The sequence below is a fragment of the Amycolatopsis sp. NPDC088138 genome, from assembly GCF_044741685.1.
In the GTDB taxonomy this organism is placed as follows: Bacteria; Actinomycetota; Actinomycetes; order Mycobacteriales; family Pseudonocardiaceae; genus Amycolatopsis.
Window position 1 is genome coordinate 994,847 of sequence record NZ_JBIUTB010000001.1, and the last position, 24,049, is coordinate 1,018,895.

Here is a 24,049-nt window from a genome sequence, read left to right on the forward strand (position 1 = left end):
CGTTCTCCTTCACTCGTCGGCGGTCACGGCCAGCCCGGCCAGCACGGCCCGCGCCAGCTCCGCCACGTGCGGCGGTTCGACCATGTCCCAGTGGTGACCCGGCACCGGCGTCACCGTGAGCTCGCCGCGCGTGCGGGCGCGCCAGCTCTCCGGGCGCACCTCCGGGCGGCCCTTCACCGGGTGGGTGCCGGTGGAGGTGATCAGGTGGATGCCGGTGTCGACGACCGCGCGGCAGCGGTAGGCCTCGACCGCGTCCTTGCCGGCCAGGTAGACCCGGGCCATCTGCTCGACGACGGCGTTGCCCGCGACCTCCGAGACCATCCCGCGGTCGCGGGCCTCGGCGAGCATCTCGTCCAGCGTGTCTGTGCTTGCCGCTCCCGGTTCGAGCTTGAGGATGGCCTCGCCGAACCAGGCCAGCGGGTCGCTGGTGTCGATGTCGGGCAGCGGGTTGCCGTAGTCGTCGACGCCCAGGACGGTCGCGTCGATGACACACAGGTGCTCGACCGCGCGGCCCGCGGCTTCCAGCTGCGCGGCCATCTCGAAGGCGACCGAACCGCCCTGCGACCAGCCGGCGAGCCGGATCGGGCGGTCCCCGGCGACGGGCAGGAGGTCGGCGACGAACCGGGCGGCCAGCTCCTCGATGGTGTGCACCGGGTCCTCGCCGGGCGCGAAGCCGGGGGCCTGCAGGCCGAGCACCGGCAGCGCCGGATCCAGCTCGGCGACCAGCTGCAGGTAGGGGAACGGGCTCCCCGCGGTCGGCGGCAGCAGGAACAGCGGCGCGACGCCGGCGCGTCCCGGAGAGAGCGGCACGACCAGTCCCCCGCCGGTTTCCCCGCCGCGGATGTGGTCGGCCAGGGCCCGGACGGTCGGCGCGCGGAACACCTCGGCCAGCCCGACGGTGGCACCCAGCTCGGCCTTGATCCGGTCGACGAGCACCACGGCCAGCAGCGAGTGACCGCCGACGTCGAAGAAGCCGTCGGTGACGCCGACCCGGCGGCCGAGCAGGTCTTCCCACAATTTCGCGAGCGCCATCTCCAGCTCGTCGCGCGGGAGCACGCCGGACGTCGCGACCGGCGTGGCGTTGGGGGCGGGCAGGGCGACGCGGTCGATCTTGCCGTTGGACGTCAGCGGCAGGGTGTCCAAAGTGGTCAGGGTGGACGGGACCATGTACTCCGGCAGCCGCTCGGCGAGGTGGGCGCGCAGTTCCTCGGCGTCCACTGTGGACGGCGCGACGTACCCGGCGAGGGCGCCGTCGCGGACCACCGCGACCGCCTCGGTGACGCCGGGGCCGCCGACCAGCGCGGCCTCGATCTCCCCCAGCTCGATGCGGTAGCCGCGGACCTTGACCTGGTGGTCGGTGCGGCCGACGAACTCCAGCCGCCCGTCCGGCAGGTACCGGGCCAGGTCGCCGCTGCGGTAGAGGCGGCCGGGGCCGAACGGGCTGGCCACGTACTTGGCCGCGGTCAGGCCCGGGTTGCCGGCGAAGCCGCGTGCGACCCCGGCGCCGCCGGCGTACAGCTCGCCGGTGACACCGACCGGCACCGGGCGCAGGTGCTCGTCGAGGAGGTAGACCTCGGTGTTCCAGATCGGCCGGCCGACGGAGATCGGCGTGGTGACGCACTCGGCGGCGGGCAGCAGGTTGATCACGTTGGCCACGGACGTCTCGGTGTGGCCGTATTCGTTGGCCACCACGACGTCCGGTGCGTTCTCGCGCCAGAACTCCAGGGCCTCGGCGGTGAGTTGCTCGCCGCCGACGACCAGGTGCGCGGCCGCGGCCGCCGCCGCGGGTTCCAGACAGCGGCGCAGCGGTTCGAGGTGGGCCGGGGTCAGCTTGACGAAGCTGAACTGGCGGCCGCTCGACAGCACGTCCGCGAGCCCGGCGACCGGGTGCTCGTCCTCGGGGATCAGCGTCACGGTCGTGCCGCACAGCAGCGGCAGGAACAGGCCGGTGACGGTGAGGTCGAAGGCGAGCGAGGAGTGCACCGGCGCGCCGTCACCCTCGTCGGCGCGGTAGGCCTGGCGGCACCAGTCGAGGTAGTGCAGCACCCCGCGGTGGCTGATCATCACGCCCTTGGGGCGGCCGGTGGAGCCGGAGGTGTAGATGACGTAGGCGAGGTTCTCCGGGTCGACGACCGGGCCGGCCCACGGCACGGGGTCGTCGGCCACCGGCTCGTCCGCGAAGACGACCACCTCGCCGAGGTTCTCGCTCGCGTACCGGCGGGTGGTGACGAGCACCCGGGCGCCGGCCTGGCGGAGCATGTACTCCTTGCGGTCCTGCGGGTAGGCCGGGTCGAGCGGGATGTAGTGGCCGCCGGTCTTGAGGATGGCCAGCAGCACCGGCAGCAGCAGCGGGCCGCGTTCGCAGAGCACGCCGACCGGGGTTTCGACGCCGACGCCGTGCGCGCGCAGCCGCTGGGCGATCCGGGTCGCGCGGGTTTCCAGGTCGGCGTAGGTCAGCTCGGCCGGGCCGCAGCGGACGGCGATCGAGTCCGGGTTGGACGCGGCCTGCTCGGCGATCCGGCCGTGCAGGGTGCCGCGCAGATAGGGCTCGGCCGTGGCGTTCCAGGTATCCAGGAGCAGCGTCCGCTCGTCGGCGCCGAGGACGTCCACTTCGGACAGCCGGGCGCCGGGGCGGGCGGCCAGCTCGGTGAAGAGCCGGACGAAGTGCTCGCCCATCCGCTCCATCCGGACCTGGTCGAACAACGCGGTCGCGTACTCCAGCACCCCGGCCACGGAGCCGTCGGCCTGGCGGACGAAGGAGATCATCAGGTCGAACTTGGCCGTCGTCGACTCTTGGTCCACCGAGGACACCGCGAGGTCTCCCAGCGCGCCTTCGCCGTCGGAGGAGTCGTAGACGGCGAACATCACCTGCACGACCGGCGTGTGCGCGAGGTCGCGTTCCGGGGCGAGCTCCTGGACGAGGCGTTCGAACGGCAGGTCCTCGTGGGACTGATCGGCCAGCCGTGCCACCTTGACGCGGTCGGCCAGGGTCGCGAAGTCCGGGTCACCGGAGAGGTCACCGCGGGCGACGACGGTGTTCACGAAGAACCCGACCATGTGCTCCAGTTCGGCCCGCGAGCGACCGGCGACCGGGGTGCCGACGGCGAGGTCCTCGCGGCCGGTGTGGCGGCCCAGCACGACGTACGCGGCGGCGAGCAGCGTCATGAACGGCGTCGCGCCGACCGCCTTGCCCTGGTCGAGCACCGCTTCCGCCGCGGGCGCCGGGATGGTGAACCGGACCGACGCGCCGTGGTGGTCACGGGTGGCCGGACGCGGCCGGTCGGCGGGCAGCTCGAGGGTCTCGAGCCCGGCGAGCCGGTCCTTCCAGTAGGCGAGATCCGCGTCGTGGACGTCCACCCGGGACTGTTCCCAGACGGCGAAGTCCGCATAGGACAGTTCGATCGGCGGCAGTTCGGCGCCGGTGTAGAGCTTGCGCAGGTCGTCGAGCAGGATCGGGAGGGACCAGCCGTCGCAGGCGATGTGGTGGACGTTGAGCGCCAGCACGTGCCGCCGCGGCGCCTCGCGGACCAGCATCGCCCGGAACACCGGGCCCGCCGCGAGGTCGAACGGGCGGCCGACGTACTCCGTCAGCACCGCGTCCAGGTCGCCGTCGACCACCGGCAGGTCGACCGGGGCCGGGGCACCGATCACCTGGCGCGGCTTGTTGTCCTCGGCGACGTAGGTGGTGCGCAGGATCTCGTGCCGCGCCACCAGGGCGTCGAGGGCGCGCTGGAGGGCGTCGACGTCGAGGTCGCCGTCCAGGCGGAGCAGCAGCGGCACGGCGTACTCGGCGCTGTCCGGGTCGAGCCGGTCGAGAAACCACAGGCGCTGCTGGCCGGCCGAGAGCGGCAGCGGGACGTCGCGGTCGGCGCGGCCGAAGGTGCGCACCGGCGCGGTGGCGCGTCCGCGCAGCCGCCGGGCGAGCACCGCGGCCCGCAGCCGCGCCGCCCGGTCGGCGTCAACAGCGTCGCCGGCGGGGCGGGTGTCGAACGTGGTCATGCGCTGGCCTCCTCGGTGAGGGAGTCGAGGAGCTCCTGCTCGGACATGCCGGCGAGCTCGGCCTCGATCTCGGTGTGGACCACCGCGGCGAGCGCGGTGACCGTGGTGGTCTGGAAGAGCACGGGCAGGGACAGGTCCACCCCGAACGCGGCCTGCAGCCGCATGCGGACCTTGGCGGCGAGCACGGAATGCCCACCCAGCGCGAAGAAGTCGTCGCCGAGCCCGACGCGGGGCACGCCGAGCACCTCGGCCCAGATGTCGGCGATCAGCTGCTCCTCGGGACTGCTCGGGGCGACGTAGTCCGCCGTCTCTTCGGCCGGTTCGGGCAGCGCGGCCCGGTCGAGCTTGCCGCTGGCGTTGACCGGCATGGCATCCAGCACCACGAAGGCCGACGGCACCAGGTGGTCCGGCAGGCGCCGGCTCAGATCGGTGCGCAGCTCGGTTGCGGTGACGTCACCGACCACGTAGGCGACCAGGCGTTTCTGCCCGGCTGGGTCGGGTTTCGCCAGCACCACCGCCGCGGTGAGCGCCGGGTGGGCCCGCAGCGCGGACTCGACCTCACCGAGTTCGATGCGGAAGCCGCGGATCTTGACCTGGTCGTCGGTCCGGCCGAGGAACTCGAGGTTCCCGGCGCGGGTGCGGCGGACGAGGTCGCCGGTGCGGTACATCCGCCCACCGGCCGGGTTGGCGACGAACCGGCTCGCGGTCAGCCCCGGACGGCCGAGGTAACCGCGCGCCAGGCCCGGGCTGGCGACGTACAGCTCCCCCGCGACGCCTGGTGGCACCGGCTGGAGCCGGTCGTCGAGCACGTAGGCCTGGGTGTGCTCGAGTGCACGGCCGATGGTCACCTGCTGTCCCGGCACCAGGGGTTCGCTGACCGTGGAGACGACCGTGGCTTCGGTCGGGCCGTACATGTTGAGCATCCGGCGGCCCGGCGCCCACTTCGCGACCAATTCCGGCGGGCAGACGTCGCCGCCGACCACGACCGTCCGGAAGTCCGGCAGGTCCGGATCCTCCACAGTGGCCAGAGCCGCGGGCGGGATCAGCGCGTGCGTAACGCGGCCCTGGGCGAGGACGTCTCGCAGCTGGTCACCGAGCAGCGGTCCCGGCGGGGTGACGACCAGCGCGGCGCCCGTCAAGAGGGAGGCGCACAGTTCCAGCACCGAGGCGTCGAAGCTGGGTGAGACGTACTGCAGGACCCGGTCGCCCGGGCCGACCTGGTAGGCGTCGACGGTGTTGGCGACCAGCGTGGCGAGGCCGGCATGGCTGACGACAACACCCTTCGGCCGTCCGGTGGAGCCCGACGTGTAGATCACGTACGCCGCGTTCTCCGGCTTGACCTCGACGTCCAGCGGGCCATCGTCCATTGTGGACGTCGGCAGCTCCCGGAGGGTGAGCACCGGGTCGGCGTCGTCGAGCATGTACCGGATGCGCTCGTCCGGATAGCTCGGGTCGACCGGCAGGAAGGCCGCGCCGGTCTTGACGACCGCGAGCTGCGCCACGACCAGGTCGGCCGAGCGCGGCAGCAGCAGCGCGACCACCGTCTCCGGCGCGGCACCGCGGCTCTGCAGGACCCGCGCCACGCGGTTGGCCGCCGCGTCCAGTTCCGCGTAGGTGAGCGAGTCCGGTCCAGCCAGAACAGCCGGGGCGTCCGGATCGCGTCGGACCTGGGTTTCGACCAGCTCCGCGAACGTCCCGCCGGGGGCGTCGTCGTCGAGCGGGGCGACCTCGGCCGCGTCGAGCATCGTGACGCGGTCCACCGGGCGGTGCGGGTCGGCGGCGAACCCGGTCAGCAGCCGGACGTACCGCTCGGCGAACGCGGCGACCGTCTCCTCGTCGAAGAGCGCGACGGGGTATTCGAGGACGCCGTCGACCGCGCCGGAGGGCTGCTCGCGCAGCACCATGGCGAGGTCGAACTTGGCCGCGCCGGTCTCGACGCCCAGCGGCTCGCAGTCGAGGTCGCCCAGTTCCCAGCCGCCTTCGGACACCGTCTGCAGCGCGAACATCAGCTGGACCAAGGGGTTGCGGCTCGGGTCGCGTTCGGGCCGCAGCTCGGCTACGACCCGGTCGAACGGGACTTCCTGGTGGCTGAAGGAGTTCAGCGCCGTCTCGCGGACGCGTTCCACGAGTTCGGTGAAGCCGGGCGAGCCCGTCAGGTCCGCGCGCAGGGCGAGCGTGTTGACGAACTGGCCGATCAGCCGTTCGGTGTCCGGGTGGTCGCGCCCGGCGACCGGGCTGCCGATCGCGAACTCACGGAGCCCGGTGTGCCGGGAGACGAGCACCTGGAACCCGGCGAGCAGCGTCATGAACAGGCTGGCCCGAGCCTCGGCGCCCAGCTCGCCGAGCCGGGTGGCCAGCTCCGCCGGGACGCTGAACTCGTACCGCGCGCCCCGCGGATCCCGCACCGCCGGCCGGAGCCGGTCGGCGGGCAGCTGCACGACCTGCGGGACACCGGACAGCTGCGTCCGCCAGAACTCGACGTCCGCCTCGGTGGGCTGGGACCAGGCCGCGACGTCGGCGTACTGCACCGGCAGCGGCGCCAGGTCGACGCCCGCGTAGAGGTCGCGCAGCTCCTCGGCGAGGATGCCTTCGGACCAGCCGTCGAGCACGATGTGGTGCGCCGACAGGACCAGGACGTGGTCGTGCTCGGCCAGGCGTCCGAGCGCCGCCGAGAACACCGGTCCGGTTGCAAGGTCGATGGGCCGTGCTTCGAGGAACGGCTCGACCGCGTCGATGTCGGTGACCGGCAGCGGGACCGGCCCGGCCGGGTCGACGACCTGCTTGGGCTCGCCGTCCAGCTCGACGAACCGGGTCCGCAGGATCTCGTGCCGCTCGACGAGCTTCGTCAGGGCGGCGGCGAGGGCATCGACGTCCAGGGTGCCGCGCAGGCGGACCGCGTTCGGGACCAGGTATTCCGCGCTCGACGGCGCCATCCGGTCGGCCAGCCACATGCCGACCTGGACGCCCGCGAGGGGCGCGGGACCGTCGGGCCGCTTCGGGATGGCCTGGAACTCGCGGCGGGTGGCGCGGGTGACGGCGTCGGCGAGTTCCGCGACCGTGGGCGAGTCGAAGATCAGCCGGATCGGGATGTCCGCCGAGAGCCGCTTGCGAAGCTCGGCGACCACCCGCACGCCCAGCAGGGAGTGCCCGCCCAGGTCGAAGAAGTTGTCGTCCGCGCCGACCCGCTCGACCCCGAGGACGTTCTGCAGCACCTCGGCGACGAGTTCCGCGACCGGACCTTCCGGTGCGCGGTACTCGGCCCCGGCAGCGGCGGGCGCGGGCAGCGCCTTGCGGTCGATCTTGCCGCTGGTGGTGGTCGGGAACTCCGGCAGCACGCTCAGCGCCGTCGGCACGAGGTAGACGGGCAGCCGCTCGCGCAGCTGCTCGCGGACCTCGGCCTCGGTGAGCGTGACGCCGGCCTGCGCGGTGACGTACCCGGCGAGGCGCTTGTCGCCCGGCGACGGCTGCCACACCGTCACGGCCGCTTCACGCACCCCGGGCAGCTCCAGCAGCACCTGCTCGACCTCGCCGGGCTCGACGCGGATGCCGCGGATCTTGACCTGCGAGTCCTGGCGGCCGAGGAAGGTCAGCGCGCCGTCGGGGGTGCGCAGGCCGCGGTCGCCGGTGCGGTAGAGGCGCTCGCCGGGCACGAACGGGCTGGCCAGGAACGCGGCCGCCGTCTTGGCCGGGTTGCCGAGGTAGCCGCGCGCCAGGCCGACGCCGCCGATGTAGAGGTCACCGGGGACGCCGACCGGGACCGGCCGGAAGTGCTCGTCGAGGACGTGGATCTGGTTGTTCGCGATCGGCGACCCGACGCTCACCGAGCCGGCGCCGTCGAGGTCGGACCGGAGGCACGTGCGCATGGTCGAGTCGATCGACACCTCGGTGGCGCCCCACTGGTTGTGCAGGGTCGCCTGCTCGCCTAGCCGGTCGAAGAACAACTTGAGCAGTTCCGGCTGCAGGGCTTCACCGCTGGTGATGACGTTGCGCAGCCGGGACAGCGCGGCGCGGTCGGCCGGGGTGAGCTGCTCCAGGAACAGCGTCAGCATGCTCGGCACGAACTGCAGGTTCGACACCTGGTGCTTGACGGCACCGGCCAGGATCGCGGCCGGGTCGCGGTGCAGGCCCGGCGGGATCAGCGCGACGCGGCCGCCGACGACGAGCGGCCACAGGCATTCCACGGCCGCGTCGTCGAACACCAGGGTCGTCTTCTGCAGGACGCCTTCGCCCGGCTGGAGGCGGTAGGTGTCCTGGTGCCACCGCAGCCGGTTGACCCAGCCGCGGTGGGTGCTGGCGACGCCCTTGGGCTTCCCGGTGGAGCCGGAGGTGTAGTAGATCGAGACCAGGTTGTCCGGGTGGGTGGTGTCCGGCAGCTCGGGTGCTTCTCCGTCCAAACCGGACACTTCAAGGAAGACGACTTCGCTGTCTTGCGGCGTTTTTGCGCCTTCGTTGACCAGGCAGACCGGCGAATGGGCGTCGCCGAGGATGCCGAGGACACGCGGTGCGGGCGCGTCGGTCTCGATCGGGACGAACGCGCCGCCGGCCTTGAGGATCGCGACCAGGCCGACGATCAGGTCGATCGAGCGGTCCATCCGCAGTCCGACCGGGACGTCCGGGCCGACACCGTGCTCGGTGAGCCGGGCGGCGAGGACTCCGGCCCGGCGTTCCAACTCGGTGTAGTCGATGTGCTCGTCCAGGTACTCGACGGCGGTCGCGTCCGGGGTCTTCCGGGCTTGCTCGGTGATGAGCTGGTGCAGGCAGACGTCCTCGTTGTAGGCGACTTCGGTGTTGTTGACGCCGTTGATCAGGTGCTCGCGTTCAGTGGTACTGAGGAGGTCCAGCTCGCCGACCGGGGTCTTCGGCGCGTCGGCGATCCGCTGCAGGAGCGTCGTGAAGTGCCCGGCGAGGCGCTCGATCGTGGTGGTGTCGAACAGGGCGGTCGGGTACTCGAAGATGCCGGTCAGGGCGCCGTCGGCGTCCTGGGCGAGGGCGAGTTCGAGGTCGAACTTGCTGACGTGGGTGTCGACGGCGAGCCGCTCGACGTCCAGGCCCGGCAGGGCCCACCCAGCCTCGTCGTTGTTCTGCAGGGCGAACACGATCTGCACCAGCGGGGTGCGGGTGAGGTCGCGTTGCGGGCGGAGGAGCTCGACGATCCGGTCGAACGGGACGTCGTCGTGGTCGAACGCGGCCAGGGTGCTCGTCCGGACCCGGCGCAGGAGTTCGGTGAAGGCCGGGTCGCCGGTCAGGTCCGCGCGCAGCGGCACGGTGTTGACGAAGTGCCCGACCAGGGCCTCGGTCTGCGGGTGGCTGCGGCCGGACACCGGGGTGCCGATCGCGAAGTCCCGCATGGCGGTGTAGCGGCCGATGAGCACCTCGAACGCGGCGAGGACGGTCATGAACAGGCTCGCGCCGTGCTCGGCCCCCAGCGCGGCCAGCTTGCTGACGGTTGCAGCGGGCACGTGGACCGGAGTCTTGGCCCCGGCGATGTCCCGGACCAGGGGCCGTGGGCGGTCGGCGGGCAGTTCCGCGACGTGCGGCATCCCGTCGAGAGCCTGCTGCCAGAAGGCGAGCCCGGCGTCGTCGGACGCGGCGGCCTGCCACGCGGCGACGTCGCCGAACTGCACCGGCAGCGCGGCCGGCCGGATCCCCGCGTAGTGGTCCCGCAGCTCGGCGGCCAGCACGCCCATGGACCACCCGTCGGCGACGATGTGGTGCAGGCACAGGACGAGCACGTGCTCGGTGGCCGAGATCAGCCCGAGCGCGGCCCGGAAGACGGGCCCGTTCTCGAGGTCGAGCGGAGTGTCCACCTGGGACCGGACGAACACGTCGACGTCGGTCACGTCGGTGACCGGGAGCGGCATCGGCCGCACGGCGTCCACGACCTGGGCGGGCTCGCCGTCGACCTCGACGAAGCGGCTTCGCAGCACCTCGTGCCGTGCCGCCAGCGCCGACAACGCGCCCGTGAGCGCCTCGATGTCCAGGTCGCCGCCGATGCGCAGGGCCAGCGGCACCAGGTACTCCGCCGACCCGGGAGCGAGCCGTTCGGCGAACCACAGTCCACGCTGGACCGGCGACAGCGGCGTACGAGCGTCGCGGTCACGAGCCGGGATCGGCTCGAAGTCCACTGTGGACGCCTCCGGCACGAGCCGCGCGAGCGACGCGATCGTCGGGGCTTCGAACAGCGCCCGCACCCCCAGCCGGACACCGAACTCGGTGCGCATCCGGCCGCTCACCTTCGCCGCCAGCAGGGAGTGGCCGCCCAGGGCGAAGAAGTTGTCCTCCACACCAGGCTCGGGGATGCCGAGGACGTCGGCCCAGATCGCGGCCAGCGCGACCTCGGTCGGTGTCCGCGGGGCGACGTGACCGGCGCTGACCCGCTGCGGAGCGGGCAGGGCGGCGCGGTCGAGCTTGCCGTTGGCCGTCCGCGGCAGCGCTTCCAGGGGCACGATCGCCGACGGGACCAGGTGGTCCGGCAGCTGCGCGGCGGCGTACTCCACGACCGCGGCCGGGTCGGCGGTGCCGACGACGTAGGCGACCAGCAGGCCGTCGCGGGCCACCACCGCGGCCTGCGTGACTCCCTCGTACCGGGCCAGCACGGCCTGGACCTCGCCGGGCTCGACGCGGAAGCCGCGGATCTTGACCTGGTCGTCCGCGCGGCCGGCGTACTCCAGCACACCGCCCGAGTTCCACCGGGCGAGGTCACCGGTGCGGTACAGCCGCTCCCCTGCGCCGAACGGCGAGGCGACGAACCGCTCGGCCGTGGCGGCGGGCTGCCCGAGGTAACCGTGGGCGGTGCCGACACCGGACAGGTACAGCTCACCGACGACGCCCGCCGGTACGGGCTGCAGAAGCGCGTCGAGGACGTAGGCGTGCTTGCCGGTGAGCGGTCGTCCGATCGGGACCGGGCCGTCGACCTTCGTGACCGCGTGGAAGGTCGTGAAGCCCATGGTCTCGGCCGGGCCGTACCCGTTGATCACCGCGACGTGCGGGTACTCGCGCAGGACCTTGTCCAGGTGCGCGGGTGAGGCCGCCTCGCCGCCGGTCATCGCGCGGCGGACCGTCGCGAACACCGCCGGGTGCTCGTCGACCAGGAAGTTGAACAGGCTGGCCGAGACGTCCACGACCGTGACGTCGTGGGCGAGCACCAGCTCCTCGATCAGGGCCGGTTCGGGACGCTGGCCGGGCTGCAGCACGACCGTGCCGCCCGAGAGCAGCGGGCCGAGCAGCTGGGTGCCGAACGCGTCCCAGGACACGGGTGCGCACTGCAGCCAGACGTCGTCCGGGCCGAACCCGGCGTAGTCCTGGCCGGTGAGGGTGCCCACCACGGCCCGGTGCGGGGCCGCGACGGCCTTCGGGACGCCGGTCGAGCCGGAGGTGAACATGACGACGGCGAGGTCGTCCGGGCTGCCGGGCAGCCCGAGAACACTCCCGTCGCGGACGGCGATCGCGGCCGCGTCGGCCACGACGTCGACCTTGCGACCTGGCAGCGCACCGCCCTCGGTGAGCACCAGCGCGGCGGACGTCCGGCGCAGCGCCCCGGCCAGGCGTTCGGCCGGGAAGTCCGTGTCCAGCACGGTGTAGGCGGCGCCGGCCTTGAGCACGGCGAGCAGCGCGACGGCCAGCCGCGGGCCGCGTCCGATGTGGACACCGACCACGTCACCGCGGCGGACGCCCTCGGCGATGAGGTGCCGGGCGAGCCGGTTGGCCTCGGTGTCGAGGTCGCCGTAGGAGAACCGCGAGCCCTCGAAGACGAGGGCGGTCGCGTTCGGTGCCCAGGCCGCCTGACGCTCGACCAGCTCGTGCAGCCGCATCGCGGGCGCGGTCACCTCAGTCGTGCCCTGAGCCAGCAGCGAGGCACGCTCGTCGGCAGTGAGCAGGTCCAACGCGGTCACCGGAACGTCCGGCGTGGACACGGCGGCGGTCAGGAACCGGGCGAACCGGGCCGCGATCGACTCCGCCGTCGACGCGTCGAACAGGTCGGCCGCGTACTCCAGCTGGCCGGTCAGGCCGGCCGGGGTGCCGTCGGCGGTGCGGTTCTCCTCGATGCCCGCGGTCAGGTCGAACTTCGCGACGTCCCGCTGCACGGTGACGGCCGAAGCGGTCAGGCCGGGCAGTCGCAGCTCGCCGGCGACGTTGTTCTGCAGCACCAGCATCACCTGGAACAGCGGGTGCCGAGCCGCCGAGCGGGCCGGGTTCAGCTCTTCGACGACCCGCTCGAACGGGACGTCGGCGTGGGCCAGCGCGGCGAGCCCGGTGTCGCGGACGCGGTCCAGGAGCTGCCGGAACGTCGGCTGCCCGGAGACGTCGGTGCGCAGCACCAGGGTGTTGACGAAGAACCCGGCCAGGTCGTCGAGTGCGGTGTCCCCGCGACCGGCGACGACCGAGCCGAGCGGGACGTCGTCCCCGGCACCGAGCCGCGAGAGCAGCGCGGCGAACCCGGCCTGCAGCGCCATGAACAGCGTCGCTCCGCTGCCGCGGGCCAGGTCGGCTAGCGCCGCGTGGACGTCGGCGCCGAGTGTGAAGTCCACGGCACCGCCACGGTGGGTCGCGACGGGCGGGCGGACGCGGTCGGCGGGCAGCGCGATCTCTTCGGGGGCGCCGGAGAGAGAGGACCGCCAGAAGGCGATCTGCCCGGCCAGCTCGGTCTCGTCGAGGACTTCGCGCTGCCAGAGCGTGTAGTCCGCGTACTGGACCGGCAGTGGCGCCCAGTCCGGCGCGGCACCGTCGAGGCGCGCGGCGTAGGCCGTCGAGAGGTCACGCAGCATCGGCGCGGCCGACCAGCCGTCGCTGGCGATGTGGTGCAGCACCAGCAGCAGGACGTGGTCATCGGCGGTGATTTCGACCAGGTGGGCCCGCAGCGGCAGCTCGGTCCGCAGGTCGAAGACGTGCGACGCGGCCGCCGAGAGCACCTCCGGCAGCTCGTCCTCAGTGGACCGCGTGACCGTCCACGGCACCGAAGGCGCGGCCAGGATCTCCTGCCACGGCTCACCCTCGTGCGACGGGAACACCGTCCGCAGCGCCTCGTGCCGCTCGACGACGTCCGCCAGCGCGTCTTGCAGGGCAGCCACGTCGAGGGAGCCGCGCAGCCGCAGGGCACGCGGGACGTCGTAACCGGCGTTGGCCTCCTCGGCCTGGTCGACGAACCACAGCCGCTGCTGCGCGAACGACAGCGGCAGCCGCTCGGGACGTTCGCGGCGGGTCACCGGCGGCCGCGCCGGGGCCGCGTCCCCGAGCACCTCGGCCAGACCGGCGACGGCGGGCGTCCGGAACAGGTCGCGAATGCCCAGCTCGACGCCGAGGACCGCGCGGACGCGGCCGATCAGCCGGGCGGCCAGCAGCGAGTGCCCGCCCAGGTCGAAGAAGCCGTCGTCGACGCCGACCTCGGGCAGCCCGAGCACCTCGGCGAACAGTCCACAGAGGACGTTCTCGGTGATCGTCCGCGGGCGCCGCGACGACGACGTGAAGTCCGGCGCGGGCAGCGCGCGGCGGTCGAGCTTGCCGTTGGCCGTCCGGGGCAGTTCGGCCAGCGGCACGATCGCCGAGGGCACCAGGTAGTCCGGCAGCCGCTCGCCCAGGTAGGCCCGCAGCGCGGCGGGTTCGGCGTCGCCGACGACGTAGCCGAGGAGCCGGCCGTCGCGGACGATGACCGCGGCCTGCTCGACCCCGTCGTGTCGGGCCAGCACGGCCTGCACCTCGCCGGGCTCGACGCGGAAGCCGCGGACCTTCACCTGGTCGTCGGCCCGGCCGACGTACTCGAGGACGCCGTCGGCGTTCCACCGCACCAGGTCGCCGGTGCGGTACATCCGCTCGCCCGCGGCGAACGGATTCGCCACGAAGCGCTCGGCCGTGGCGCCGGGGAGGCCGCGGTAGCCGTCGGCGAGGCCGTGGCCCGACAGGTACAGCTCACCCGTGACGCCAGGGGCGGCCAAGGCGAGGTGCGCGTCGAGGACGTAGGCGCGCTTGCTCGCGACCGGGCGCCCGATCGGGATGGCCTGGCCGCCGAGGTCGGCGGCGGTGATCGGGTGGAACGTCGTGTAGCCCATGCTCTCGGCCGGGCCGTAACCGTTGATCAGCGCGACGTCCGGGTGCTCGCGCAGCGCCTTGGTCACGTGGGCCACCGACGCCGGCTCGCCGCCGGTCATCGCCCGGCGCAGCACGCCGAAGACCTGGGGTTCCTGGTCGAGCAGGTAGTTGAACAGGCTCGCCGAGGCGTGCAGCACGGTGACGCCGTGCTCGACGACGAGCGCGGCGATGCGGTCCGGCTCGGGGTTCTGGCCGGGCTGCAGGACCGTGCGGCTGCCGTAGAGCAGGGCGCCGAACAACTGGAGCGCGAAGCCGTCCCACGACACCGGGGCGCACTGGAGCCACACCTGGTCGGCGTCGAAGGTCGCGTAGCCCTGGCCCATGGTGGCGACGACCCCGCGGTGGGAAGTCGCGACGCCCTTGGGCACACCGGTCGAGCCGGAGGTGAACATGACACAGGCCAGGTCGGCCGGGGTCAGCTCAACGTCCGGGTTCGTCATGTCCGGGTGGCTCGGCGCGGTCCTCAGGACCCGCTTCACCCGCGCCTGCTCGGTGACGGCGGCCAGGCGCTCGGCCGGGTAGCTCGGGTCGAGCAGGGTGTAGGCGGCGCCGGACTTGAGCACGCCGAGCACCGTGACGGCGAAGTCGAAACCGCGGTCCAGCAGGACACCGACCACCTCGCCGCGCTGCACGCCGTCGTCCAGCAACCGGTGGGCGACCTGGTTGGCGCGAGCGTTCAGCTCGCGGTAGGTCATCGAGGAGCCGTCGAACAGGATCGCGACGGCGTCGGGTTCCTGCCGTTCCACGATGGTGTGCAGGCAGTCCTGTGGCGTCGGCGCGAGGTCGAGGGCGTGGCCGGCGGTCAGCACGAGGTCGCGCTCGGCGCCGGTGAGCACGTCGAACGCCGCGACTGAAGTGGTGGGTGCGTCGGCGATCTGCTCCAGCAGCGAGACGAACGCCGTGGCCAGGCGCTCGGCGGTCGTGGTGTCGAACAGGGCGGTGGCGTACTCGAAAGCACCGGTGAGCCCGTTGCCGTGGTCCTCCAGGGCGACGGTGAGGTCGAACTTGGCGACCACCCGTTCCACCTCGTACGGCTCGGTGTCCACTCCGGACAAAGCGATCGGCGGGTTGTCCTGCTGCAGCACCAGCATCACCTGGAACAGCGGGTGCCGCGACGCCGACCGGGCCGGGTTCAGCTCCTCGACCAGCCGCTCGAACGGGACGTCGTCGTGCTCGAACGCGCTCAGGTCGGCTTCCCGGACGCGGTCCAGCAGCTCGGTGAACGCCGGGGCGCCGCTGACGTCGGTCCGCAGGACGACGGTGTTCACGAAGAACCCGACGAGGTCGTCGAGCGCCGGGTCGGGCCGGCCGGCGACGGGGGTGCCGATCGGGACGTCGTCGCCGGCGCCGAAGCGCGCCAGCAGTGCGGCGAGGGCGGCCTGCAGGACCATGAACAGCGTCGCGCGGTGCCCGGCCGCCAGCTCCAGGAGCCGCGTGTGCAGCTCGGCCGGGATCTCGATCGCCGCCGAGGCGCCGGTGTGGTCCGCGGTGGCGGGCCGCACGCGGTCGTACGGCAGGGCCAGTTCCTCGGGCAGACCGGCCAGGGCGTCCGCCCAGTACGCGACGTCGCTGTCGAGTTCTCGTTGCCACAGCGTGTAGTCCGCGTACTGGACCGGCAGCGGCTCCCACTCCGGGACGCGGCCGTCGAGCCGGGCCGCGTAGGCGTCGGCCAGGTCGCCCAGCAGGACCGGGATCGACCAGCCGTCCCCGGCGATGTGGTGGGTCAGCACCAGCAGGACGTGCTCGTCGCCCTCGCTGAACAGCCACGACCGCACCGGCGGCGCGGCGGCCAGGTCGAACGGCGTGCGCGCGGCGTCGGCGACCGAGCCGGTGCCGACCTCGAACGGGACCTCGAAGGAGTCGAGGATCACCTGGTGCGGGCCGGATTCGTCCTCGTCGTAGTACGTACGCAGGGCTTCGTGCCGACCGGCCACATCGGACAGTGCGGCGGCGAGCGCGGAGGCGTCGACGTCGCCGCGCAGGCGCAGGGCGATCGGCATGTGGTAGGCCGTGTCGTCGGCGTCGAGGCGGGCGAGGAACCACAGCCGCTCCTGGCCCGGGGCCAGCGGCAGCCGCTCCGGCCGGGGCCGGGCGACCACAGCCGGGCGCGCGGCCACCGCGTCACCCAGGCTTTCACTCAGCCCCGCCACGGTCGGGTTCGCGAACAGGGCCCGCACGGTGACGTCGAGGCCGAGCGCGGACCGGATCCGCCCGGCGAGCCGGGTGGCGAGCAGAGAATGCCCGCCCAGGTCGAAGAACCCGTCGTCGATCCCGACCTCGGGCACACCGAGGACCTCGGCGAACAGCTCGCACAGCGCGTGCTCGCGGGCGGTCCGCGGGACCCGGCCGGTGGTGGTCTCCACGGCCGGCGCGGGCAGGGCCTTGCGGTCGAGCTTGCCGTTCGGGGTCCGCGGCAGCTCGTCGAGCAGCACGAACGCCGACGGCACCATGTACGCGGGCAGCGCGGCCGCGACGTGCCGTCGCAGCGTCTCGACGTCCGCGGTGCCCACGACGTAGGCGACCAGGCGCTTGTCACCGGGCCGGTCCTCGCGGACGACGACGGCACGCAGCGCGACCTCGGGGTGGGTGGCCAGCACGGCCTCGATCTCGCCCAGCTCGATGCGGAAGCCGCGGATCTTGACCTGGTGATCGACGCGGCCGAGGAACCGGATGTCGCCGTCGCGGCGGCGGGCGACCAGGTCGCCGGTGCGGTACATCCGCTCGCCGGTCGCGAACGGGTTCGCGACGAACCGGTCGGCGGTCAGGTCCGGGCGGCCGAGGTACCCGCGCACCACACCGTCGCCGGCGATGTACAGCTCACCCGGGACACCCGGCGGCACCGGCCGCAGCGCGCGGTCCAGCACGTAGACTTGGGTGTTGGCGATCGGGGTGCCGATGGTCGGCGAGCCCTCGCCGACGCGGGCGGTGGTGGACCAGATGGTCGTCTCGGTGGGGCCGTACATGTTGGTGACCGACGCCGCCCGCGCCCGCAGCGCGACGGCGAGGTCGTCGGGCAGGGCCTCGCCGCCGACCAGGACGTGCACGGCGGTGAGGTCGGCGGGCTCGGCCAGCAGCGCGTGCCAGAGGCTAGGCGTGGCCTGCATGAGCGTGACGCCGTCCTCGGCGAGCGCCGCCAGGGCGCGGCTGTCGCGGACGGTGTCCCGGCCGGCGAGCACGACGGTCGCCCCGGCCAGCAGCGGCGCGAAGATCTCCAGCCCGGCGATGTCGAACCCGACGGTCGTGACGGCCAGCAGGCGGTCGCCTTCGGTGATGCCGAAGCGATCGACCATGTCCAGCAGGAAGTTCAGCAGCGGACGGCGCGGGACGACAACACCCTTGGGGCGGCCGGTCGAGCCGGACGTGAAGATCACGTACGCCGGGCTGTCCGGGGACGTGGTGTGGACGGGGTTGCACGCCGTCCCAATCTCCGCTTCGGCCAGCAGGACGTGCCGGGCCGGGTCGCCCGGCACCGCGCCTGCTTCAGTCACGAGCACCAGCGCCGGGTCGGCGTCCTCGAGCATCGCGGCGAGCCGGTCGGCCGGGTAGTCCAGGTCAAGCGCGAGGTAGCCGGCGCCGGTCTTGAGGACGGCGAGCATCGCGACGATCAGCTTTTCGTCGCGCGGCAGGGCCAGGGCGACGTACCGCTCGGGTCCGGCACCGCGCTCGGCGAGGTACTGCGCGAGCCCGTTGGCCCGGTCGTTCAGCTCGCCGTAGGTCAGCTTCGCGGCACCGAACTCCAGCGCGGGAGCGTCCGGCATGCGGGCGGCCTGGGCTTCGAACAGCTCGATCACCGAGGTGTCGGGCAGCGACACAGCCGTGTCGTCGTTCGCCGTGTTGATCGCCGTGGCTTCCGCGGCGGAGAGCAGGTCCACTGTGGACAGCGGTGCCGCGGGAGCGTCGACGGCGGCCGTGAGCAGCCGGACGAACCGGTCCGCGAGGTCGGCCGCCGTGCCCGGGTCGACCAGGTCGGTCGCGTACTCGAGGTACCCACCGATCCCGGCCGGGGTGCCGTCGGCGGCGGTGTTCTCCTCCAGGTTGAGGGTCAGGTCGAACTTCGCCGTCGCGGTGGCCACCGGCACGTCCACCGCGGTCGTGCCGGGCAGGGCGAGGTTGGCCGCGACGTTGTTCTGCAGCGCCAGCATCACCTGGAACAGCGGGTGCCGGGCGGTGGAGCGAGCCGGGTTGAGGCGTTCGACGACCCGCTCGAACGGGACGTCGGCGTGGTCGAACGCGGCGAGCGCGGCCTCGCGGACCCGGCCGACCAGCTCGGTGAAGCCGGGGTCGCCGGAGAGGTCCGTGCGCAGCACGAGGGTGTTGACGAAGAAGCCGACGAGGTCGTCGAGCGCGGCGTCCGGCCGGCCCGCCGACGGGGTGCCGACCGCGACATCCTCGCCCGCGCCGAGCCGGGACAGCAGGGCCGCGAACCCGGCCTGCAGCACCATGAACAGCGTCGCGTGCTCGCCGCGGGCGAGGTCGAGCAGCCGGGTGTGCAGGTCCGCGTCGAGGCTGATCGCGACGGTGGCGCCGCGATGGCTCGCGACCGGCGGGCGCGGGTGGTCGAAGGGCAGGGTGATCTCGTCGGGCAGGCCGGCGAGGGCACCGGCCCAGTAGTCCGCGGAGTCGTCCAGGTCCTGCTGCCACAGCGCGAAGTCCGCGTACTGCACCGGCAGCGGCGCCCAAGCCGGCGCCTGGTTTTCGACGCGGGCCGCGTAGGCGGTGGACAGGTCGCGCAGCAGCGGGGCGAGGGACCAGCCGTCGCTGGCGATGTGGTGGGTGACGATCACCAGCACGTGGTCGTCGTCGGCCCGCCGCAGCAGCGCGGCCCGCACCGGGAGGTCGGTGGCCAGGTCGAACGCGCGCGAGGCGAACTCGTCGACGTCCGTGACGTCCGCGGCCCAGGGCAGCTCGGTGACCTGGCGGATCTCCTGGCGGGGGACGCCGTCGGTGCTCGGGAACACCGTCCGCAGTGACTCGTGGCGTTCCAGGACGTCGGCGAACGCGGCCCGCAGCGCGGCGACGTCGAGCGGGCCGGTCAGGCGCAGGGCCCGTGGCACGTTGTACGCGGCACCGGCGGCGTCGAGCTGCTCGACGAACCACAGGCTCCGCTGCGCCGCGGACAGCGGCAGCACCTCCGGACGCGGGCGAGCGGTGACGGCCGGGCGGGCCGCACTGGCGGTGTCGAGCACCGTGGCCAGCGCGGCCACGGTCGGCGCGCGGAAGACGTCCGCGACACCGATCCGGGCACCCAGCACCGAGCCGATCCGGGCGACGAGCCGCGCGGCCAGCAGCGAGTGCCCGCCGAGGGCGAAGAAGCCGTCGTCGACCCCGACCGTCTCGACGCCGAGGACGTCGGCGAAGAGTCCGCAGAGGACCTCTTCCCGCGGAGTCCGCGGCGCGCGGTTCGTGCTGACCCGCTCCGGGGCGGGCAGGGCGCGGTGGTCGAGTTTCCCGTTGGGCGTCAGGGGAAGAGCGGGCAGCAGGACAAACGCCGACGGCACGAGGTGCTCGGGCAGCCGCTCGGCCAGGTAGCTGCGGAAGTCGGCCGGCGCACCGACGACGTAGGCGACCAGCAGCTTCTGTCCCGGCCGGTCCTCGCGGACGACGACGGCGGATTCGGTGACGGCCGGGTGGGTGCCCAGCGCCGTCCGGATCTCCCCCGGCTCGACGCGGAAACCGCGGATCTTGACCTGGTCGTCGGCGCGGCCGGCGTACTCCAGGACGCCGTCGGCGCGGCGTCGGACGAGGTCGCCGGTGCGGTACATCCGCTCCCCCGGCGCGAACGGGTTCGCGACGAACCGGGCGGCGGTGAGGTCCGGGCGGCCGACGTAGCCGTCGGCGATGCCGGCACCCGCGGCGTACAGCTCGCCGACGACGCCGGGTGCGACCGGCCGGAGCCGCTCGTCCAGGACGTAGGCACGCTTGCCGTGCAGCGGCACGCCGATCGGGATGGGCGCGCCGGTGAGGTCGGCCGCCGTGATGCGGTGGCAGCTGACGAAGATCATGTTCTCGACCGGGCCGTAGGCGTTGACGACCGTGAGGTCCGGGTAAGTCGTCAGTGCCTTGGTGATGTGCGCGACCGAGGCGACCTCGCCGCCGGTGTAGACGTCGCTGACCTGCGTGAACACGCCCGGGTACTCGTCGAGCAGGAAGTTGAGCAGGCTGGCCGAGGCGAACATCGTGGTGACGCCGTGGCGCTCGACGAGCTCGGCGATGAGCGCGGGCTCGGGCTTCGGGCCCGGCTGCAGCACGCAGGCGGCGCCGCTGAGCAGGGCGCCGAACAGCTCGAACGCGAAGGCGTCCCAGGAGACGGGTGCGGTCTGCAGCCAGACGGCACCGCCGTATCCCTGCCCGAGGATTGTCGTGGCGACGGCTTCGTGGGAGGCGATGACGCCCTTCGGGGTGCCGGTGGAGCCCGAGGTGAACATGACGCAGGCAGGCCCGGTGACCGGCACGGTGAGGCCCGGGGCGGCGGCCTGGGCGTCCACAGTGGACAGGTCGTCGAGCACCAGAGGCGCGTCGACCTGCTCGGCCAGCAGCGCACGGCGCTCGGCCGGGAAGGACGGGTCGAGCAGGGTGTAGCCGCAGCCGGCCTTGAGCACGCCGAGGATCGCGGCGACCAGGTCCGGTCCGCGGTCGAGGCAGATCGCGACGATCCGGCCGGCCGGGACATGACGAAGGAGCGCGGCGACGCCGTTGGCGCGGGCGTCCAGCTCGGCGTAGGTGATCGCCTGGTCCTCGAAGAGCAGCGCGGTGCTCTCGGGCGTCCGGCGGGCGTGGCCCTCGACGACCTCGTGCAGCGTGACGCTCGCGGCGGCGGGCCGGGTCATGCCACCCGCGACGGCCTGGGCGGTCTCGGTGGTGTCGAGCAGGTCGAGGTCGCCGATTCGGACGTCGGGTGTCTCGGCGACGGCGGCCAGGACGCGCAGCAGCCGGGCGGCCAGGGTGGCGGCGGTGTCGCGGTCGAACAGGTCGCTCGCGTACTCCAGCAGGCCGGTCAGCTCGCCGTCGCGTTCCTCGAAGATCGCGGCCAGGTCGAACTTCGCGTAGCCGATGTCGACGCGCTCGCCGGTCGCACGCACGCCGGGCAGGTCCAGTTCGGCGGCGAGGTTGTTCTGCAGCACCAGCAGGACCTGGAACAGCGGGTGCCGGCCGAGCGAGCGAGCCGGGTTCAGCTCCTCGACGACCCGGTCGAACGGCACCTCGGAGTGCTCGAACGCGGCCAGGCACGTCTCGCGGGCGCGGCCGAGCAGCTCGCGGAACGTCGGGTCGCCGCCCGTCTCCGTGCGCAGCACGACGGTGTTGACGAAGAACCCGACGAGGTCGTCGAGGGCGGCGTCACCACGGCCGGCGACCGGGGAGCCGACCGGGACGTCGTCGCCGGCGCCGAGGCGGGTCAGCAGGGCGGCGAAGGCGGCCTGCAGGACCATGAACAGCGTCGCGCCGGACTCGGCGGCCAGCTCGGTGAGCTTCGCGCGCACGTCGGCCGGGACGTCCATCGGGACGACGCCACCACGGTGGCTCGCCACCGGCGGGCGGGGCCGGTCGGTCGGCAGCGGCAGTTCTTCGGGCAGCCCGGTCAGGGCGTCGCGCCAGTACACGAGGTCGCGGTTGACGGGCAGTTCTTGTTGCCACAGCGTGTAGTCCGCGTACTGGACGGGCAGCGGCGCCCACGCCGGGGTTTCGTGACGGGCGCGGGCGGTGTAGGCCTCGCCGACCTGGCGCAGCAGCGGCGCCATCGACCAGCCGTCGCAAGCGATGTGGTGCACGACCAGCAGCAGGACCGACCCGCCGGTGGCGAGGGTGAACAGCGCGGCGCGGATCGGGAGTTCCCGGCCGAGGTCGAAGCTCTCCTCGGTGGCGGCGGCCAGATCGGCGCCGAGCGTGTCCTCAGTGGACTCCGCGAAGGTCCACCGGACGTCGCCCGTGGGCCGGATCTGCTGCACCGGCTCGTCGCCGTGGCTGACGAACACCGTGCGAAGGGCTTCGTGGCGGGCGACGACGTCGTCGACAGCGAGGCGCAGCACACCGGTGTCGACCGGGCCGTCGAGCCGGACGGCCTGCGGGACGTGGTAGCTGGCGTTCCAGGTGTCGGCCTGGTCGAGGAACCACAGCCGGCGCTGGGCCGAGGACAGCGGCATCGGCTCGGGGCGGGTTCGCGGGGTAAGCGGCAGGCGGGCCGGCGCGGCGTTTTCGAGGAGTTCGGCCAGGCCGGCGGGGGTCGGCGCGCGGAAGACGTCCCCGATCGCGGCCTCGACGCCGAGCGTCGCGCGGATCCCGGAGACGAGCTTCGCGGCGAGCAGTGAGTGGCCGCCGAGGGCGAGGAAGCCGTCGTCGATGCCAACACCGTCGACCCCGAGGATCTCGGAGAACAGCGTGCACAGCGCGGCTTCCCGCGGGGTGCGCGGGGCGCGGCCGGCTGCCGTCCACTCGGGTGCGGGCAGGGCCTTGCGGTCGAGCTTGCCGCTCGGGGTCAGCGGCAGTTCGGTGAGCACGACGAACGCGGCGGGCACCATGTACTCCGGCAGGTCCGCGGCCAGGGCGGTCCGCAGGGCCTCGACGTCCGGGGCGGCGCCGTCGGGGACGACGTACCCGACGAGACGCTGGTCGCCTTCGCGGTCTTCGCGGGCCAGGACGCACGAGCCGCCGACACCGGGCTGGCGGTCGAGGACGGTCTCGATCTCGCCGAGTTCGACGCGCAGGCCGCGGATCTTGACCTGGTGGTCGGTGCGGCCGAGGTAGAGCAGGGCGCCGTCGTCGGTCCAGCGGGCGAGGTCGCCGGTGCGGTACATCCGCTCCCCCGGCGCGAACGGGCTCGCGACGAAACGTTCGGCGGTCAGGCCGGGGCGGAGGTGGTACCCGCGGGCCAGCTGGATCCCGGCGAGGTACAGCTCCCCGGCGACGCCGGGCGCGACCGGCCGCAGCTGGACGTCCAGGACGTAGGTCTGCGTGTTCCAGACAGGACGGCCGATCGGGACCGGGCCGCCGTCGGCACGGCAGGCCCAGGACGTGACGTCGACGGAGGCTTCGGTGGGGCCGTACAGGTTGTGCAGCTCGACGCCGGGGAGGGTGCCGAAGAACCGGGACTGCAGCTCGGCGGGCAGGGCTTCGCCGCTGCACAGCACGCGGCGCAGGCCGGTGCAGGTCGCGGCGGCCGGGTCGAGCAGGAACGCCTGCAGCATCGACGGCACGAAGTGCAGCGTGGTGATCCGCTCGGCGCGGATCAGCTGGGCCAGGTAGGCGGGGTCGCGGTGGCCGCCGGGGCGCGCGACGACGAGCGTGGCGCCGGTCAGCAGCGGCCAGAAGAACTCCCAGACCGAGACGTCGAAGCTCGACGGTGTCTTCTGCAGGACGCGGTCGGCGGCGGTGAGGCCGTATTCGGCCTGCATCCACGCGAGCCGGTTGACGATCCCCTCGTGCGGCACGAGCACGCCCTTGGGGCGGCCGGTCGAGCCGGAGGTGTAGATGGCGTAGGCGAGGTCCGTTGTGGACGTCGTGGTTTCCGGCTCGGTGGCGGGGTGTCCGCTCAGGTCGGCGTCGTCGAGGAAGCTCTGGGTGAGCACGACGGGCGCGGCGCTGTCGTCGACCATGAAGGCCAGCCGGTCGGCCGGGTAGTCGGGGTCGAGCGGGACGTAGGCGCCGCCGGCCTTGAGCACGGCCAGCAGGGCGATGACCAGGTCGAGGGAGCGGTCGACGCAGACGCCGGCGAGCACGCCCGGGCCGACACCGCGGTCGATCAGGAGGTGGGCGAGCCGGTTGGCCCGCTCGTGCAGGGCGCGGTAGGTGAGGGTTTCGCCCTCGAAGACCAGCGCCGTCGCGTCCGGGGTGCGGGCCGCCTGCTCGGTGAGCAGCCGGGTGAGCGTGCGGCCCGCCTCCGGGACGTCGGTGGTGGTGTCGTTCCAGGCCGCCAGCAGCTGCCGGGCGTCGTCGTTCACGGTGATCAGCTCCAGTTCGGTACTGCCGGCGGGTG

The 24,049-nt window shown here is 73.3% G+C and carries 2 protein-coding genes; both read right to left on the minus strand.

The window, feature by feature from the left end:
* Positions 1 to 9 precede the first annotated feature (9 nt).
* The gene (locus tag ACIOD2_RS04595; RefSeq protein WP_400534380.1) at positions 10 to 3,999 is read right to left on the minus strand and encodes an amino acid adenylation domain-containing protein; all 3,990 of its coding nucleotides are present in this window, start codon (positions 3,997 to 3,999) and stop codon (positions 10 to 12) included.
* A complete protein-coding gene (locus ACIOD2_RS04600) occupies positions 3,996 to 24,029 on the minus strand; it encodes a non-ribosomal peptide synthase/polyketide synthase (protein WP_400535404.1) in 20,034 nt (6,677 codons plus the stop codon). The genes ACIOD2_RS04595 and ACIOD2_RS04600 overlap by 4 nt, the downstream gene beginning before the upstream one ends.
* Between the last annotated feature and the right edge of the window lie 20 nt (positions 24,030 to 24,049).

Bases quoted from the DNA above. Each gene is read 5' to 3' on its own strand.
- ACIOD2_RS04595 (WP_400534380.1), bottom strand. From the start codon at position 3,999: ATGACCACGTTCGACACCCGCCCCGCCGGCGACGCTGTTGACGCCGAC.